12 protein-coding genes are annotated in these 15745 nt (G+C 69.7%); 9 read left to right on the top strand and 3 right to left on the bottom strand.

Annotation, left to right across the window (positions count from 1 at the left end):
• The first annotated feature begins 41 nt into the window (after window positions 1-41).
• Together WME82_RS41710 and WME82_RS41705 are read left to right on the top strand one after the other, a co-directional pair.
• Window positions 42-4928, top strand: coding sequence for a hypothetical protein (locus WME82_RS41710; RefSeq protein ID WP_438039860.1), 4887 nt, complete (start codon window positions 42-44; stop codon window positions 4926-4928).
• Window positions 4909-5568: a nucleotidyl transferase AbiEii/AbiGii toxin family protein gene (locus WME82_RS41705; protein WP_438039859.1), complete on the top strand. Its 660-nt coding sequence runs from the start codon at window positions 4909-4911 to the stop codon at window positions 5566-5568. The genes WME82_RS41710 and WME82_RS41705 overlap by 20 nt, the downstream gene beginning before the upstream one ends.
• A 251-nt stretch (window positions 5569-5819) precedes the next feature.
• Here the strand turns inward: WME82_RS41705 and WME82_RS41700 are convergent, their stop codons facing one another.
• From WME82_RS41700 to WME82_RS41690, 3 genes are all read right to left on the bottom strand, one after another.
• Window positions 5820-6305, bottom strand: coding sequence for a hypothetical protein (locus WME82_RS41700; protein WP_438039858.1), 486 nt, complete (start codon window positions 6303-6305; stop codon window positions 5820-5822).
• 11 nt (window positions 6306-6316) lie between these two features.
• Window positions 6317-7027 (bottom strand): hypothetical protein, encoded by a 711-nt coding sequence (locus WME82_RS41695; RefSeq protein ID WP_438039857.1) that lies wholly within the window; start codon window positions 7025-7027, stop codon window positions 6317-6319.
• Window positions 7028-7274: 247 nt separating this feature from the next.
• The gene (locus tag WME82_RS41690) at window positions 7275-8267 is read right to left on the bottom strand and encodes a tetratricopeptide repeat protein (RefSeq protein ID WP_438039856.1); all 993 of its coding nucleotides are present in this window, start codon (window positions 8265-8267) and stop codon (window positions 7275-7277) included.
• 721 nt (window positions 8268-8988) lie between these two features.
• Between WME82_RS41690 and WME82_RS41685 the strand changes: the two genes are divergently transcribed.
• From WME82_RS41685 to WME82_RS41655, 7 genes are all read left to right on the top strand, one after another.
• Window positions 8989-9261, top strand: a complete 273-nt coding sequence (locus WME82_RS41685; RefSeq protein ID WP_438039855.1) for a hypothetical protein — start codon at window positions 8989-8991, stop codon at window positions 9259-9261.
• Entirely contained in the window at window positions 9258-9653 is a 396-nt protein-coding gene (locus WME82_RS41680; protein WP_438039854.1) for a type II toxin-antitoxin system VapC family toxin, read from the top strand. Before WME82_RS41685 ends, WME82_RS41680 begins: the two co-directional genes overlap by 4 nt.
• A gap of 88 nt (window positions 9654-9741) precedes the next feature.
• The gene (locus tag WME82_RS41675; protein ID WP_438039853.1) at window positions 9742-9975 is read left to right on the top strand and encodes a hypothetical protein; all 234 of its coding nucleotides are present in this window, start codon (window positions 9742-9744) and stop codon (window positions 9973-9975) included.
• A 191-nt stretch (window positions 9976-10166) separates the two neighbouring features.
• The gene (locus WME82_RS41670; protein ID WP_438039852.1) at window positions 10167-11558 is read left to right on the top strand and encodes a DUF1501 domain-containing protein; all 1392 of its coding nucleotides are present in this window, start codon (window positions 10167-10169) and stop codon (window positions 11556-11558) included.
• On the top strand, window positions 11555-12766 hold the full coding sequence (locus WME82_RS41665; protein WP_438039851.1) for a c-type cytochrome: 1212 nt from the start codon (window positions 11555-11557) through the stop codon (window positions 12764-12766). The genes WME82_RS41670 and WME82_RS41665 overlap by 4 nt, the downstream gene beginning before the upstream one ends.
• A 122-nt stretch (window positions 12767-12888) precedes the next feature.
• Window positions 12889-14577, top strand: a complete 1689-nt coding sequence (locus tag WME82_RS41660; protein ID WP_438039850.1) for a metallophosphoesterase family protein — start codon at window positions 12889-12891, stop codon at window positions 14575-14577.
• A gap of 6 nt (window positions 14578-14583) precedes the next feature.
• On the top strand, window positions 14584-15735 hold the full coding sequence (locus tag WME82_RS41655; protein ID WP_438039849.1) for a hypothetical protein: 1152 nt from the start codon (window positions 14584-14586) through the stop codon (window positions 15733-15735).
• Window positions 15736-15745 lie beyond the last annotated feature (10 nt).

The following is a 15745-nucleotide window of genomic DNA, read 5'->3' as shown; positions in this document are numbered from 1 at the left end:
AGTGGCTCGCGCCAGCTTGCGCACCGGGGGCATCGAGGGGCATGTTGCTCGCGAGAGGCATGGACTGGAGCCGGTTCGATGCGCACGGGGAGGACAAGGCCAAGGCCTTCGAGGCCTTCGCCCGCCAGCTCTTCGAGCGCTGGTGCCGGCGGGAGTACGGGGGTGAGCTCCGGGACGTCCCGAGCCCCCACGGGCTGGGGGGCGATGGCGGTCTGGACGCGTACGCCGTGCTGGCATCCGGGAAGATCGTCGGCCTGCAGGTGAAGTGGTTTCCAGATCGCTTCGGGCAAGCCCAAATCGATCAGATCCGCGACTCCTTTCAGACAGCGATCCGGGTACGCCCGAACCTCGTGCGCTACTGCGTCGCGCTGCCCTGTGCCCTGACCGACGACCGCGGACGCAAGGAGAAGACGGAGCGGGCGCGGTGGGACGACTGGATCGCCAGGGCAGCCAAGATTGCGCCGAACGTTGAAGTCAATCTCTGGGACCAGGCGAAGCTCGAGGATCTGCTCCACGAGAGCGAAAACGAGGGCCTGCACGCCTACTGGTTCACCGATGGCGTCTTCACGCTGACCGACCTGGCCCAGCGCTTCGATACTGCCCGCCGTAGCTGGCTCAACGCGCGCTATGTTCCGGACCTGCACGCAACCGGTCGGCTCGAGGAAGATCTCGCGCTTCGTTTGGGTGAGCCCGGAGCGCGCGCGAAGATCCTCGGCCCTGTGAAGGAGGCAACCGCCAAGCTGGAGGCGCTTCGCGAGGACGTGGATCGCCTGGCGCGGATATCGATTTTCGGGCGCGACGTCCCTGACGCGGAGCAACTCCGCGGGGCAGCCCTAGACGCCTTGGACCGCATGGTCGGCGCGGGCAAAGCCCTGGCCTACGCGCTCTGTCACGCCACGCCCCTCCCGGAGCACCTGGAGCCGAGAGAGCACGACGAGGAGCACCTCCGGCGGCTCGCCGGGGTGCTCCTCGATCTCGAACGCGACCGAATCCACATCCCCACGCGCGCCATCCGCGAGCACCTGGATCGCTGTGTCGAGGAGCTGGGGCATCCATTCTCGTTGCTTCGCGGTGCATGGGCGCGCTGGCGCGGATCGCGGCTCCTCGGCGCCTACGTCGGTGCGCCGGGCGTCGGGAAGACCCATGGGCTCGCGCATGCCGTCGAGCAGCAGCTGAGCCGCGGGATGCCGGCCGTCGTCCTCCGCGCCAGGGATTGCCCCCTCGAAGAAGGGTGGGAGGAGATCCTTCGTAAGGCGCTGGATCAGCCTCGCTCCCGGCTCTCCGAGATCCTGAACGCCATGGAAGCAACGGCGACCCGAGCGCATGTGCGACGGGCGTGGAGGTCGGTGCAAACCCCACAAGGCGCCGCTGACGTCCCGGGCTCTGGCCAGCCGTCCGGCTCGGCGTCGCACCACGATAACAGGGTGGAGCCCGAGCCGGCCTGCTTTCTGCTTGCGATTGACGGTCTGGAGGAGTCGGGGAACCACCGCCGCTGGGCCGAGCTGCTCGGCGAGCTCTCCGCGCACCTCGAGCGCCACCCCCGCGTGCGGGCCGCGGTGACCCTGCGAACGGCCAGCCGCGAGGCGATCCTGGGTCGTGTACGCGTCGATCTCTTCGACGAAATCGTGCTCCCCACGGGCGGCGAGGTCGACACGCTGCTGCGGAAAACCTGTAGCGCCAAGGGCATCGAGCTCCCGGACAGGCGCATCCGCTGGGCGATCCGGGAACCCCTGAGCGTGCGGCTCTACTGCGAGCTCCGCGGCCAGATGCCAGCGCACCCGGCAGCCTGGGGCTCTCGGCCTCAGGACGTGTCCCTCACGGCATTGCTCAGCGAGAAGCTCCGGCGCGTCGAGAAAGAGCTGCAAGATAAGTTCGGGCGGAGCCGGCGCGTCCCCCTTCTAGAGGCGCTTACGGCGCTCGCCGGAGCCCGCATGGAGCGCGGGGGCATGAGCCGGGACGATGCTATCGACGTAGTCCGCGCAGCGGTACCGTCGGCGCAGGCGCTTTCGAACGATGACGCCAACTGGTTGCTCGAACAGGCCAAGGAGCACGGACTCGTGACCGAGTGGGTGACCGAGTCGGGTGATCTCCGTCCACCGATCCATCATGTCGAGCTGGCGTTCGAGCCCCTCGTGGATTACCTGATCGCCCGCCGAGCATGCGGCGCGGCGCAGGACGCGCTGACACGAGGCGAGGCGCCGCCGCTACCCGACGTGCTGCGGGATCGGCGCGACGCCTTGACGCAGACGGCGATCTTGCTCGCGCAGCAGGACATCAGCGTGGTTCGCTCGGGTCTCTGGCGCGAGCAGCTGCCGCGCGAGGAGATTGAGCGCCTGGAGCTGCGGGCTATCGCCGCGCTGGATGACGATGCTGCCCGTGCCTGTCACGGATGGGTGCTGGAGCGGTTGCGGGCCAGCATGCCCTCGTGCAGGCGGGTGTTGGCCGAGCTCTGCGTTCCGGTGGCTCGGGATGTGAGGCATCCTTTCGGCCCTCGCTTCGTCCATGAGGCACTGCTGCCCCTCTTGCCGGCGAGGCGTGATCAGTTCTGGTCAGGTCCGCAGCACCTGCCCGGAGACAACGGGCACCCATGGGAAGGGAGCGGCGATCGGGCTTTGGAGGAGCTCACGATCGCGGAAGGCGATCCGGCGGACGGTCCGCCATTGCTCCTGGCCTGGGCCCTCACGTCTGTGAGGACGGAATGGCGCAGGCGCCTTCGTGTCGAGCTGGTGCGGTGGGCCTCAAGAGATATCGACGATCTCATTCGGTGGCTGGATCTGGTGATTCGCACCAACGATCCTCAAATGACCGAGGACATCTCGATGGTGGCGTTCGGGGCCGCCTGCCTGACTGGCGCAGATCCGAGCCTGGAGCGGCTTATCGGGTGGGTCGACCAGCACTTACTCGCCCCGGACGCCGCACATCGCCGGGAGGACGTTGTGGTGCTCCATGCAGCGCGCGGCATCGTCGAGCGTGCGCGCGCCGTGGGCGTCGTCGTGGATCCTGCCGTCCTCGAGCGCGCGCATCGGTTCTATGCGCCGACCGGGGAAACGCTCCCCATCGACGCAGAGGCCGCACGAGCGGCGAGCGACCATCACGGGGTGGAGCCCGTCTCGACGAGGTTCGCCTGGTACGTCGTGCCTCCGGCGATCGAGCCGTTCTTCCGATACGCGGGCGCGATGGATCTGCACATGTGGTCGCCGAAGCAAGCAGAGAGGCTCGACCCGCGCGCTGCCCGAATCCTGCGCGCGCATGCGGAGCAGGCGCAGAACTCCGTGCTCTCTCCGCTTCGCTTCGCGTTCGGCGCGCTCGTGGCACACCTGCGCGCGGTGGGTTGGAACGAGGCGGAGTTCTACGGCGATTCGCATGCCGAGGAACCGACCGCGACCGTCGGGATGGATGTGGCGATCGCACGGTACTACGGCGAGGCCAGCGCACGCGGGGAGGTGAGCCCGGTGTGTACGGTGGCCGAGAAGTACATCAGGACTGGCTGCCGTCAGCTGAAAGCTTATCTCGCGGCGCGCGCGCCTGCGGACGTGCGCGGTGGGGCCAACGGGTTGATCGAGCCGCCCGTGGATCCAGTGCTCATCGACCTGTTCGAGCCCAATCCGTCGAGCGACGCCGCCCTGGAATTCTCCAGAGACGACGATCCTTGGGTGTTCTGGGCGGATGACGGTCTGAACTCCGCGCGCCACCTAGGCTCCCAGGACCAAGTGGATCGAGCCATCGAGTGGGTGATGACAGCTCCACCGCCCGAGATCGAGCCGTGGCTTCGTATTCCGAGACGCGCAGCCCCGCGCTTCGGACGGGAAGAAGAGGATGAGTGGATCACCCTCTGGGGAGAAGTTCGCGCACGTGAGAGGGAAAGTCAGGCCGACTCAACCCTATGGATTGGATCCGCCGTGGCGGCGGAGCGCGACACCGGGTTGCTCGCGGCTCATGCGCCCACCGTTGACGCGTCGAGTCTCGTTCGCCTGTGCCAGGATGACGGGTCGGGATGTCATCGTGTCGATCCTGTGGAGGCCATGTGGGCTCCCTGGGCGGAAGAACGCATCGAAACGTACCATATCCCGGTGAGCGGTCGAACGACCGAGCTGATGAGCGCCTCCGTTGAGGTCGGCTACCATGGGCCTCGCGGCATCGGGAGGTCCTGCAGGTTGCCGGCCGGATGGCTCCGCAGTCTCCTCGGTGTCGTCGACGCGAGGCCTGTGGGAGGAGGCGCGAACTGGTGCTTCATGGATCGCGACGGGCGCGCACAGGCCGTCTATTCTCATCATTCCACGGAACAAATCACGTGGCAGAAGGCGCTGGTGGTCAGGCGCCGCGCCCTTGAGCGAGTGCTGGTCGCCCGGAGTCAACGCCTCGTCTGGAGCGTCAGGCTGTTCCGTGAACCCGCCCCCGGGATCATCGACCATTTCTCGAAGGACGCGCCATCTGCACTTCGATATTGGCTCTGGCTCGCGGTCATGAGCGGATCGAGCGTCGGCAACCTGAGGATCGACGTTGTGCCCTTGCCCGGTTCAGGTAGCGTCCTCGGGGCCGACGAGTCTGAATCTTCAAGCCGAGCAGCTCCGGAGCCATGCAGCCCTTCCGAGGATCCGATCGGCCCCGGCAACCCGGATCTGGCCACTCCGCTCTCCAGCGATCTCGATGACGATCAGGCCATCCCGTATTTCCTCTGGGACGATCCCATTCCTGTCAGCGAGGTCCGGCGCCGGCTGAAGAGCGCCTCGCCGCCCGAGCGCGACCGTCTGCTGGGCAAGATCCTGCGCGAAGCCCAGGACCCCGACGTCTGGCGGTTCACCACACCCGAAGAGGTCGCAGCGCGGTTCAGCCAGCTGGCACGGCATCTCGGACGACGCAGGCGCTTCTGGGAGTTTCTGCTGAAGCTATGGCACAAGGAGGGTCTACTTGAGCAAGAGCCTGCTTAGCCCGTTGCAGGAGGAGGTGCTCGCGGCCTTCTTTCGTCGCGAACGGCGGTTCTTCGTGACGGGGGGGGCGGCGCTCGCTGGCTTTCACCTCCATCATCGGCGAACTGCGGATCTGGATCTCTTCACGACCTCGATGGATCTCGACCACGCGGATGATGCCTTGCGAGCGGTCGCGGAGGAGCTCGGCGGTGCGATCGAGAACAAGGAGACAGCGCCCACGTTTCGCCGCCGCCTGGTGAAGCGGGGGAAGGATCGGGTGATGGTCGATCTGGTCGTCGATCGCACCTTCCAAGTCTACCCGGAGAAGCAGCTCTTCGGCGACATCCGGGTGGACCCGCCGGAGGAGATCTTGGCCAACAAGCTCTGCGCGCTGCTGTCCCGTTCGGAGATCCGCGATCTGGTCGACGTCTTCGCGTTGGAGCGGGCAGGCCACAGCGTGGAGGACGCGCTGCCGCGTGCCAAGCGAAAGGATGGTGCTGTGACGCCCGGCTCCCTGGCATGGATCCTCTCGGAGATCGAGATCGGCGATGATGCCGCCGTCCCGGGTGACATCCCGGTGCCGGAGCTGCGTGCCTTTCTCCAGGATCTCATCTCTCGTCTAGGGCGCTTGGCCTACCCCACGGGGAGCGAGGAGTCCTGAGGAGCCTCTCGAGCGGCACGAGGCTGGGGAGGCACGGACGTGTCGGCTCCCCGATCCGTCCGATCTCTTATTGTCGCCGATCACCAGCCGCCCGGGGAGCGCCGGTGAACATGCCCAGCAGCCCCGGGAACGCGCCTAGCGCGCCGAGCAGTGAATGGCCTGAAAAAGGCGTAGCGCATCGGCCAAGCTGGCATCAGCGGGCTCAGGGCGCGGCCGGCGTCGCGCGTGGCGCCGGCCGCGCCGGCCGTGACCTACTCGTCGCACTCCTTGACGTGAAACAGAGCGGAGACGAGCCGTGCGGGATGGCCGTCGAGGGTCCGCTGCAGCTCGCAGTCGCCCGCCGAGAACTCCACCTCGTGCGGGTCGCTGCCGACCGTCGCCACGACGTGGCAAAAGCCATCGTAGAAATCCTCTCCTATGTCGAACGTGACATTCGGTAGAGGCTCGCCGCCGTCATCCTCGCGCTCGACGTCCAATGAAATTCCGCTGATCGACGGGTTGTCGCCGCGCCAGCGGTCCAGGGCCATCTCCGGCAAGGAGTCGTTCAGGTAGCACCCCGTCGTCCACCTCTCCCCTGTTTTCACGAACCTCCGCCCATCATCGCCAGTATCGTAACTCAGCGTTTCACCGTCGAGCGTGACGACCGCCTTCCCCGCGATGTCCGGATGGTTGACGCACGCCATCGCTGGCAGCGACATCACGGCCAGGAGCGTGAGCCGCGCGCTCGACATGGACATCGTCATCCGCCTCACGGGGTGTCCCACCAGATCTCGTTAAAGGAACATACGATGTGCGGCTCGCGTCGCTCCAGGGTGCCAAGCACGGCAGCGGCGCTCGGGGAGCAGGCGCCTGGCTCTTCCTCCACGAGCGTGGCGCGCATCGCGCTGAGCGGGAGGGGCGAGGTGACGTCCGCGCAGGGCATCTCCCCGAGGCCGACGACGAGCCCGGCGTCCATGCGGTCGCTGCATGCGCTGTCCCCATACAAGCCGACGTCGGCGACGCACCTGCCCCCTGCTGGGGGACCACACTCGCACGGAGCGCAGGCGCGGTTGTCGATCAGCTCTTCGAAGAACTCGTGTCGTGTCAGGCCACGCCTGCAGGTTCCCTCGCTGCTGGCCTGCATGCAGGGGATGAACCCCGGCGGTTCCTGCGCCGTGTTGCCGGCGCACACCCGGACGAACTTTGCGGGAACGGGCGGCGGCTCGGGGGTCGCCGAGGGGGTGCAGGGCGAGAGTGTCGGCGGCTCGTAGACGACGGCCGCGAAATCGTCCGGCTGGACGGGCGATGGGAGCGCGGCGCACGTCCCATCCCATCCCGCTCCGGCGTCGAGCGCGATCGACGTTTCTCCGCCTGGGCAGCTCATCGCGTTCGCCACGACCATGGAGGGCAGCTCGCACGCCGCCGGGCCGCATTCGCACGCATCGCACGTGTCTGGCAGCCCCTTAGGCGCGTCAGCCATCCAGCCTTCCCACTTCGGCGGCTGGCCGTCGATACAGGGAGGCGCATCGTCCTCCGGGCCTACCCACATCCACAGCACTGGACCCGAATCGGCCGGCGGCGCGATCAGCGGCACAAACCACTCGTCTTCGCAACCGATCAGCGCCGTCGCGGAGACGAACAGCAACATCGGACGTCGCATCAGGAAGGCCTCCGTGCCAGCTTCACCATGCTCGCGCGCTGACGGCTCACAGCGACATCGCCGACGCTCACCATCGAACGCGAACCTCCGCGCCGTGCGCCGCCACTCGAATCTGCGTGTCGTTCGGCAACCAGACGTACACGAGGGTGGCCGCGCCTGCTGCCGCCCCAGCGATCAACGCGCTGGTACCCAGGAGACGCATCAGCTTCCCGCTGGCGGCAGGATCAACCATCTCGTTGTAGTCGGGTTGAAATGTGGGATCGAGCTTGCTCATCACCTGGGCGTGATACCAAGCCGCCTTCACCTCCTGCTCGTACCCCTGCGCGCTCTGCAGGCACACGGCGCCCGTCACCAAGAACCCGACCGAGGCCACCGCGCCCGTCGTGACGATCCGGAAGTCCGGCCCGGGCCGGCCTGCGCCCTGCGGCAGCCCTTTTGGCGCCGCAGGCCCGGGCGCACCCGGCCCGGAAGCCCCTTTCGGCGGCTGAGCGCGGTCCTTCGGCGGCTGCGCGTGGTTCTCCGGCGCTTGTGCCGGCTTGTCGAACGTGAGCGGCACCTCCTTCGACTCGCCCGCCTCCACCTTCACACCCGCGCGCGCGACCTGCCCCTCCTGCCCGACGGCCATCACCTCGTGCTGGCCAGGCCTCACGTAGACGCGGCTGCCATCCTTCACCCCCCGGCCGTTCACGAACATGCCCACGACGCCGGGCGGCGGCATGAGGACCACCTCACCCACGCGCCGCCGGGCCCGAGCGAGGTCGGCGTGCCGGTGGTCATACAGGCGCCGCTCCACCTCCGTGCGCGGGGCCGGCATGTGCTCGACGCACTGCGAGAGCTCCACCACGGCCTCCTCCCAGCGGCCCATCCGCAGGTCGAGCTGCCCCATGTTGCACATCGCGACGTTCGACCGCTCGATATCGTACACCTCGCCCCACAGCTCCCGGGCTCGCGCGACGTCGAGCCGATCCAGCGCCGCCCCCGCCTCGCGAATGAGCTCCTTGACGGCTCGCGAGCGCTTCGGAGGCGCCTCCGCACGCGCGGAAGCAGTCGCGAGCAGCACGAGGAGCAACGCTGCCCACGACGGAAGCCAGGATGCTGATCGAGGACCTCGCACGCTCCACCTCGGGCGCGCCAACGCACGTGACCGCGCGCCAGCGTCACGCTCGCTCTCTACCATCCTCCGTGTGTGCCTGGCCAGCGTTCCCGGCGCGCGAGCGATGCCGAGAGGCATCTGGCGTTGCATTGCATTTCGGCGACGAAATTTCTCATCTCACCCGCATCGATGGCCGTCTCATCCTTCCGGGATCGCACCCGCGCGGAGGATGGCCCTTGGACGGGACGGTACGAAGGCGGTCGCAGCGCGCTACCGCTGGGTTGACGAACACCTCCACTGGCGGGCGCTCCGCTGTCCGCGGATGTGCTGGTGTGCAAGGCGGCGCTGTTCGACAGCTGGGGCGACTACCTCGCGGCGCTCGGGCTCCGCGATCACGGCCTGGATCTCCCGCGCGCCACGTAGACCAACGCGCTCATGCTGGCGGCGTTCGAGCGGCTAGGGATCCGCCAGCAGCCTCGGGAACGCGTCCAGCACCGCCGGGGCGTACTCAGCAGCGCCGGAAAGTTGCCCAGCAGCGCCGAGGAGCGTGCCCTCCCGAGCTCGCGTTGGCTTTGCACCCTCAGCAGGCACGCGGGAGGCTGTCCTGTCCGCACGCTCGGGGCGCCGCTGGAGGTTGACGCCGCGGATGGCGCCGGATGGATCGTCGACGTATGCTCCACGAAGGGCCATGCAAGCACACAAGCTCATTGTCCACGTTCCCAAGTCGCGACACGTCGAGATCGACCTTCCAGAGGATGTGCCGGAGGGAGAAGCCGAGGTCATCGTGCTGATTCACGAACAGCGAGACGCCCAACCCATGGAGGGTGGACGCCATGAAAGGCTCTTGGCCGCTTGCCGTGCCGTCGACGCGTGGCGCGAAGAGAACCCGGAGCGACTCTTGTCGAAGGAGCAGGTTGATGCCGCGCTGAGCGCGGAGCGCGACAGCTGGGGACAGCCGTGAGTCGAATCTATCTGGACTCTTGCGTTCTCATCTATCGGGTCGAGGGGGCGGAGCCCTACAGGGGTGCATCGGATCGCGCGCTGCTTTCGCTCGGATCGAGCGATGCGTACATATCGCCTCTTGTTCGACTGGAATGCCTCGTGAAACCCGTTCGGTTGAATGATAGCGGCCTGCGAGCGATGTATGAGGGCATGCTCTCCGCCTTCGAACTCTTGCCGCTCTCCCCGGAGGTCTTCGACCTCGCGACCACGCTTCGAGCGCTACACGGGCTGAAGGCCCCCGATGCTCTTCATGCGGCGTGCGCCGTCCACCACGGCTGCGATCAGATCTGGACGAACGACGATCGTTTCCGGCAGCTGAGCAGCAGGATCGCTGTCAGGATCATCGGCTGACCCCCGCCGCCGCGCGCACCTCGTCTACGGGTGAGAGCGCGGCTATGTGATCCCCGGCGAACATCCGAACGATCGCGACGACCCGCGGATGCGGCGGGACGATGCGGTCGCGCTGCGCAGGGAAGGCGTCACCAAGCTGATCGTCCAGCACGCCTGCTGGCCGCTCGAAGACCTGCTGGAAATCACGCGCGCCCACGCGGGCGCGCTCGCGAGCGTCACGCACTCGGGCTCGAACTTCGTCGAGGTCGCCGCGGCTGGCGTCACCAAGGCGCTCGTGCTCGAGCGGCTCGCGCACCTCGGCTTCGTTCCGAGCTGGTATTGAGCGCACCTCGGCCTCGCCGTCTCAAGGCGGCATCAGAGCGCACCTCGGCCTCGCTACCTCGAGGCGGTATCACGACCAGATCCCCGATGAGCTCGTTCGTATAACGCCGATGCACGCGATGGCGGCCGCGTTCGACGGCAAGGTCGTGCGGGCGCGCGCGGCCGCGGAGGGTATCCTGAGAAGCACGCCCGATGCCTCGCCACGCCCCCCGCCCCCGCCGCCTTGCCGTCCCGCGCCGCGCGCTGCTCGAGGCCGCCGCGGGCGCGGCGCTCGCCGGCGTCCTCGGCCTGCCGGCGCGCGCGCTCGCCGCGCAGGGCAAGGCGGCGGAGGACGAGTTCTTCCTCTTCCTCCACGCGTCCGGCGGCTGGGACGTGACGCTCTGGGCCGATCCTCGCAACGAGGCCAGGGGCCTCGTGAGCCCCCCGACGACCGACAACACGGACACCGCGGGGCTCCGCCTCTGGGTCGACGCGCCCGCGGCCGGCGGCGCCAAGACCTTCGCGCCGGTCACGCCCAAGGGCTCGAGCCTCGTGTTCGGCCCGGGCATCGGCGCCCTCGCGGACATGCATGACCGGCTGTGCATCATCAACGGCCTGGCCATGAACACCGTGAGCCACCCCGACGGCACGGCGTTCTCGACCACGGGACGGCACCTCAGCGGCGGCCGCACCGTGGCCTCCAGCGTCGACGCGATCTGCGGGAGCGAGCTCGGCGCGAGCCAGACCTTCCCCGTCGTCTCGGTCCAGTTCCCCTCGGCGTTCGTCGGCGAGCGCCTCGATCGGCGCGCCGTCCCGCTCATGGTCGGGGAGATCGGCACCCTCAGCCGCTCGCTCTCCCGCGCGCGCCACTACGACACCGACGAGGACCGCGCCGCGGTGACCGCGCTCCTCTCCGAGGAGGCCAGGTCCCTCGCCGCGCGATCCAGCCACACCGACGCCCTGCGCGGCTTCGCCATCCAGGCGGAAGGGCTGGGCAAGATGCTGAGCGCAGGCCTCCAGGAGGTGTTCTCCAGGGGCAAGCTCATCCAGGCGCACCCGGAGTTCAACCACGCGGCCCGCTTCGCCAGGCAAGCGGCCGTCAACGCCGCGTTCGCGATCGAGGCCATGCGGCGGAACGTGGTCCGCTGCGTGAGCTTCTCGAGCAGCGGGTTCGACACGCACACGAGCACCTACCGCCAGCACGCGGCCACCCAGCAGGAGCTCTTCGACCTGATCGCCGCCCTGCTCGGCTCGCTCGACAAGACCCCGCACCCGACCCGGGCCGGCAAGAAGCTCTCGGATCACACCCACATCCTCGTGACGAGCGACTTCTGCCGCACGCCTCAGCTCAACACGGCGATGGGCCGCGACCACTACCCCAACAACTCCGCCATGGTGATCTCCCCGCGCTTCCGCGGGAGCTTCGCGTTCGGCAAGACCGACCCGGAGCAGCTCCTGCCAGCCCCGGCGAAGACGTTTCAAGGCGGGCCGCGGCCGATCGCCCCGCCGGATCTGCTCGCCACCTTCCTGTTCGCCTTCGGCATCTCCCCGCGCGAGCACCTGCGCGACGGCGAGGTGGTGCCGGAGCTGCTCCGGTCGCCGTGACGCTCCTCCGCCGAGCGGCGTCCGCCGCCGCGCTGGCGCTCTCGTCGTCCACGTTAGCGCTCTCGTCCTCGACGCTGGCGCTCTCGCTCGCCGGATGCGCGGCGCAGGCCGCGGCGCCCCTCCCGCCGCTCGTCGTGCGCGAGGTCGCGTGGCCGTCTCCCGGGGAGCTCGGCCCGGTGCGCGCGGTCGCCGACGACGGGCGCCGCGTCGTGGTGTTCCACGACGGCGCCGCGGCCGTCTTCGTGAACGGCGCGCTCGCGAGGGTGGAGCGCGCGCCCCACCGCTGGGTGAGCGCGGCGGCCCTGCCCGCGCCCGACGGCCACGGCACGTGGATCGTCGGCGTCGACGCCGAGGGCCGGCTGCTGCGGCTCCCGGGCCAGGGGGCCTTCGAGGCCGTCTCCGACCGCTACGGCCTCGAGCGCGCCGCGGTGCGGTCCGCGATCGGCCTGGGCGAGGGCGGCGCCACCTTCGCGCTGGACAGCGAGATCGCGGTGGCGGACGGCGAGACCGTCACGCGCTACGCGACCGGCCCGCTCGCGACGTTCGCGGCGGGGGCCGGGCGCGTGGCCTTCGCGGCCGGGGGCGATGGGCTCGGCGCCCTCGACGTCGCCACGAGGGCGCTGCGATCGTACCCGCTCACGGCGGACGGCGCCGCGCCGCTCCTCGCCCTGACCGGCGCGGGCGCGCTGCTCGCGGCGACGCCCGCGGCGCTCTACGCGGAGGACGGCGCCGGCGTCCTGCGCCTCCGGTTCCGGGCGCGCGCCGCGCTCCACGGGCTCGCCGTCTCCGGCGACCGCGCGTGGTTCGCCGACGGCGACGAGCTCGGCGTGCTCGAGCAGGCCGGCGCGCGCGAGACCCGCGGCGCGCGCCTCCCGCAGGGCGGCAGGCTCGTCGGCTCGCCGAGCGGCGACGTGTGGCTGCTCGCGTCGGGCGCCCTCCGGCGCTTCGCCGCAGAGGACGGCGACGGGCCCGCCTGGGGCGAGATCGCGCCCGTGTTCGCCCGCGCGTGCGCGCGCTGCCACCTCCCGCGCGGCGAGGGCGGCGTCGACCTCTCCACGCCCGCGGCGTGGGCTTCGCTCCGCGAGGCCATCGCGCGCCGGGTCGTGGACGAGCGGAATATGCCGCCCCCGGGATACGCGCTCTCCGAGGCCGACCGCGCGCGGATCCGCGCCTTCGTCGGGCGCGCAGGGCCGCCCGCGCGGCCGTGATGTGGGCTCGCCGCCGTGGCCGCGACGCGCGCTCGCCCGCGCGGCCGTGAGGCGCGCTCGCCGCCGCCGCGCGCCCGTCTTGCGCTACCCTGGGGCACCATCGCGAAGAGGAGAGCTGCCTGATGATGTCGTTCAGCCCGGATCCGCGCGTCGCAGAGCAGCAGATGCACGCCATCATCTACTACCTCACGGGGTTCGGGTACATCGACGGCGAGCTCGATCCGACCGAGAAGTCCTTCATCCGCGGCTACATCCACGACCTCGTCCGGCAGCGCGCGCGCGACGCCCTCGCCGGCGAGGCCCAGGAGAACCAGGACGTCGTCGGCCGGTGGACCAGCCACTTCCACGAGGTCTTCTCCGAGATCGACCACCAGATCCAGAGCCATTTCACCGAGAGCGTCGCCGAGGGAGAGGACCCGAAGGACTTCGTCCTCTCCAAGATCAAGCTCCGCTGCTTCGAGCTCCTCGACGGCTTCGACGACGACAACCGGAAGGCGCTGCTCGCGACCGTCGACGAGCTCATGCTCGCCGACGGCGTCGTCCACCCGAACGAGCAGCGGTTCCGCGACGAGCTCTCGTCGCTCCTGTCGGCGTCCCCGATCGAGATCGACGACGTGGACATCGAGACGATCGAGCAGGGCGCGGTGGTGATCGATCCGGCCACGCGCAAGCAGGCGCGCGAGGTCGATCACCCGTTCTTCAAGGCGTTCGAGTGGGACTACGCGAGCGATCCGGCCACGTTCGCGGAGCAGGCCAAGGTCGACATGGACCTGATGCGCAGGTTCGAGGCGAAGCTCGAGGAGCAGCGCGCGCGCGGCGCGGGCCGGCTCGACGGCGCGGCGGATTTCGCGGGCTTCGCCGGGCAGGCGCCCTTCCTCGACGGCCACGTCTACGTCGCCTCGCCCGACCCCGCCGAGGACGTCGAGCTCCTTGTCATCGGCGATCTGCACGGCTGCTACTCGTGCCTCAAGGGGGCGCTGATGCAGGCCGATTTCTTCGCCAAGGTGCAGGCCCACCGCGACGACCCCGCGCACAACCCGCGGATGATGCTGGTGTTCCTGGGCGACTACATCGATCGCGGCAGGTTCAGCTACAACGGCGTCCTGCGCACGGTGATGCAGCTCTTCCTCGCCGCGCCCGACAACGTCTTCGTGCTGCGCGGCAACCACGAGTACTACGTCGAGCTGAACGGCCGCGTCCTCGCGCCGGTGCGGCCCTCCGAGGCGATGAGCTCGCTCGCGGCCATCGCGCCGAACGAGGTGTTCGCCGCCTACATGCGCCTCTTCGAGGCGCTCCCCAACATGCTGGTCTTCGACAGGATCCTCTTCGTCCACGCGGGGATCCCCCGCGACGAGACCATCGCCGCCCGGTGGACGTCGGTGTCCTCGCTCAACGACCCGGAGATCCGGTTCCAGATGCTCTGGAGCGACCCCAGCGAGGTCGACGCGATCCCCGCGGAGCTCCAGAAGTCCACGGCGCGCTTCCCCTTCGGCAAGCGGCAGTTCAAGAGCTTCATGCAGAAGCTCGGCTGTACCACGCTGATCCGCGGCCACGAGCGCGTCCCCGAGGGCTTCCGCGTCGTGCACGACGACCCCGACGGGGTGCTGCTGACCCTGTTCTCCGCGGGCGGGAAGACCAACGACGACCTGCCGAAGGCCAGCAACTACCGCGAGGTCACGCCGATGGCCCTCACCATCCGGTACAAGGGCGGCGTCAGCCAGCTGACCCCGTTCGTGATCGAGTACGAGCGGTACAACGATCCCAAGTACAACGCGTTCTTCCGCGAGCAGCTGCCGCCGCTCCATCCGTAGGACACGATGGGCCTGCTCGATCCCTGCCGGCGGGACCTCCTCGCTGCCGCCGATTCCCTCGTCTTCTCCTCGCCAGCGCTCGGCGCGCTCGCGCTCGTGGCGCTCGTCGCGGTGGCGGGTGATGCCCGCGCCGACACCGCGGCGAGCGCGGGCGGCGCCGAGCTCGACTGGATCGCGCCCGGGGAATGCGCGGATCGAGCGCGCGTGCTGGCCGAGATCGAGCAGCGCCTCGGGCGGTCGTCCGAGGCGAACGGCGAGCCGCCGCTGAAGGCGCGCGCGGTGGTGTCCCGGAACGAGCGCGGGTCGTGGGACCTCCGCCTCACCACGACGCTCGGCGAGACGACACGGTCGCGCGAGCTCCACGGCGAGACCTGCGCCGAGCTCGCGGGCGCTGCGGCGCTGATCATCGCGCTCGCGATCGATCCCGACGCAGCGAGCCGCGGCACCCCGACGGCGGAGCCGGACACCGGCGCGGGGCCAGGCGACATCTCTGGCGCGGATCCAGGCGCCGGCGCGGATCCGGGCGCCGGCGCCTCGGCGGCGGTGGACGCATCTCCGGACGCGCCCACCGCCGCCGAGGCGCCGCCTGCGGCCTCGCCCCCGCCAGGGGCCAGCGTGGCCCCGGCGCAGGGCCCGTCGCGCCCCCTCGAGCTGCGCGGCACGCTCAGGGCCTCCGGCGTCCTCGACACCGCCTCGCTCCCGGCGGTCGCCCCGGGTGCCGGCATCGCCGCGGGCATGTTGATCGGAGCCGTCCGCGTCGAGCTGTCCGGCACCTACTTCGGCGCGCAGCAAGCATTCGTCGAGCGGACGGCGATGGGCGGCGACGTCCAGCTGACCACCGGCGGATTGCGCGTTTGTTACGCAATGCGTTATCGCTCGATCGAGCTCGGGCCCTGCGCCGGCATCGAGGTCGGCGTCATGAGCGCGGACAGCTTCGGCGCGGCGTCGCCCGGCTCGAACCGGGCGCTCTGGGTCGCGCCGCACCCCGGAGCGCTCGCGACCTTCACCCTTTCGGACCGGCTCCGTGTCCCGCTCACGATCGACGTTCCGTTCCCGGTGACGCGCGATCGGTTCGTGCTCGTCGGCATCGGCGCGGTCCACCGGAGCGCCGCCGCCACGCTCCGCGCCTCGCTGGGGGTCGAGGTGCGATTTCCGTGACGGATCCAGA

The sequence above is a fragment of the Sorangium sp. So ce128 genome (assembly GCF_051525245.1).
GTDB lineage: Bacteria > Myxococcota_A > Polyangia > Polyangiales > Polyangiaceae > Sorangium > Sorangium cellulosum_B.
Note: the sequence above shows the minus strand (reverse complement) of the source record. Positions and strands in the feature narration are given on the sequence as shown.

What these genes read in the sequence shown, in the direction of transcription:
- WME82_RS41695 (WP_438039857.1), bottom strand. Translation starts at nt 7,027, where the DNA reads ATGGCTGACGCGCCTAAGGGGCTGCCAGACACGTGCGATGCGTGCGAA.
- WME82_RS41670 (WP_438039852.1), top strand. Translation starts at nt 10,167, where the DNA reads ATGCCTCGCCACGCCCCCCGCCCCCGCCGCCTTGCCGTCCCGCGCCGC.
- WME82_RS41710 (WP_438039860.1), top strand. Translation starts at nt 42, where the DNA reads ATGTTGCTCGCGAGAGGCATGGACTGGAGCCGGTTCGATGCGCACGGG.
- WME82_RS41655 (WP_438039849.1), top strand. Translation starts at nt 14,584, where the DNA reads ATGGGCCTGCTCGATCCCTGCCGGCGGGACCTCCTCGCTGCCGCCGAT.
- WME82_RS41675 (WP_438039853.1), top strand. Translation starts at nt 9,742, where the DNA reads ATGCGGCGGGACGATGCGGTCGCGCTGCGCAGGGAAGGCGTCACCAAG.
- WME82_RS41700 (WP_438039858.1), bottom strand. Translation starts at nt 6,305, where the DNA reads ATGTCCATGTCGAGCGCGCGGCTCACGCTCCTGGCCGTGATGTCGCTG.
- WME82_RS41660 (WP_438039850.1), top strand. Translation starts at nt 12,889, where the DNA reads ATGATGTCGTTCAGCCCGGATCCGCGCGTCGCAGAGCAGCAGATGCAC.
- WME82_RS41685 (WP_438039855.1), top strand. Translation starts at nt 8,989, where the DNA reads ATGCAAGCACACAAGCTCATTGTCCACGTTCCCAAGTCGCGACACGTC.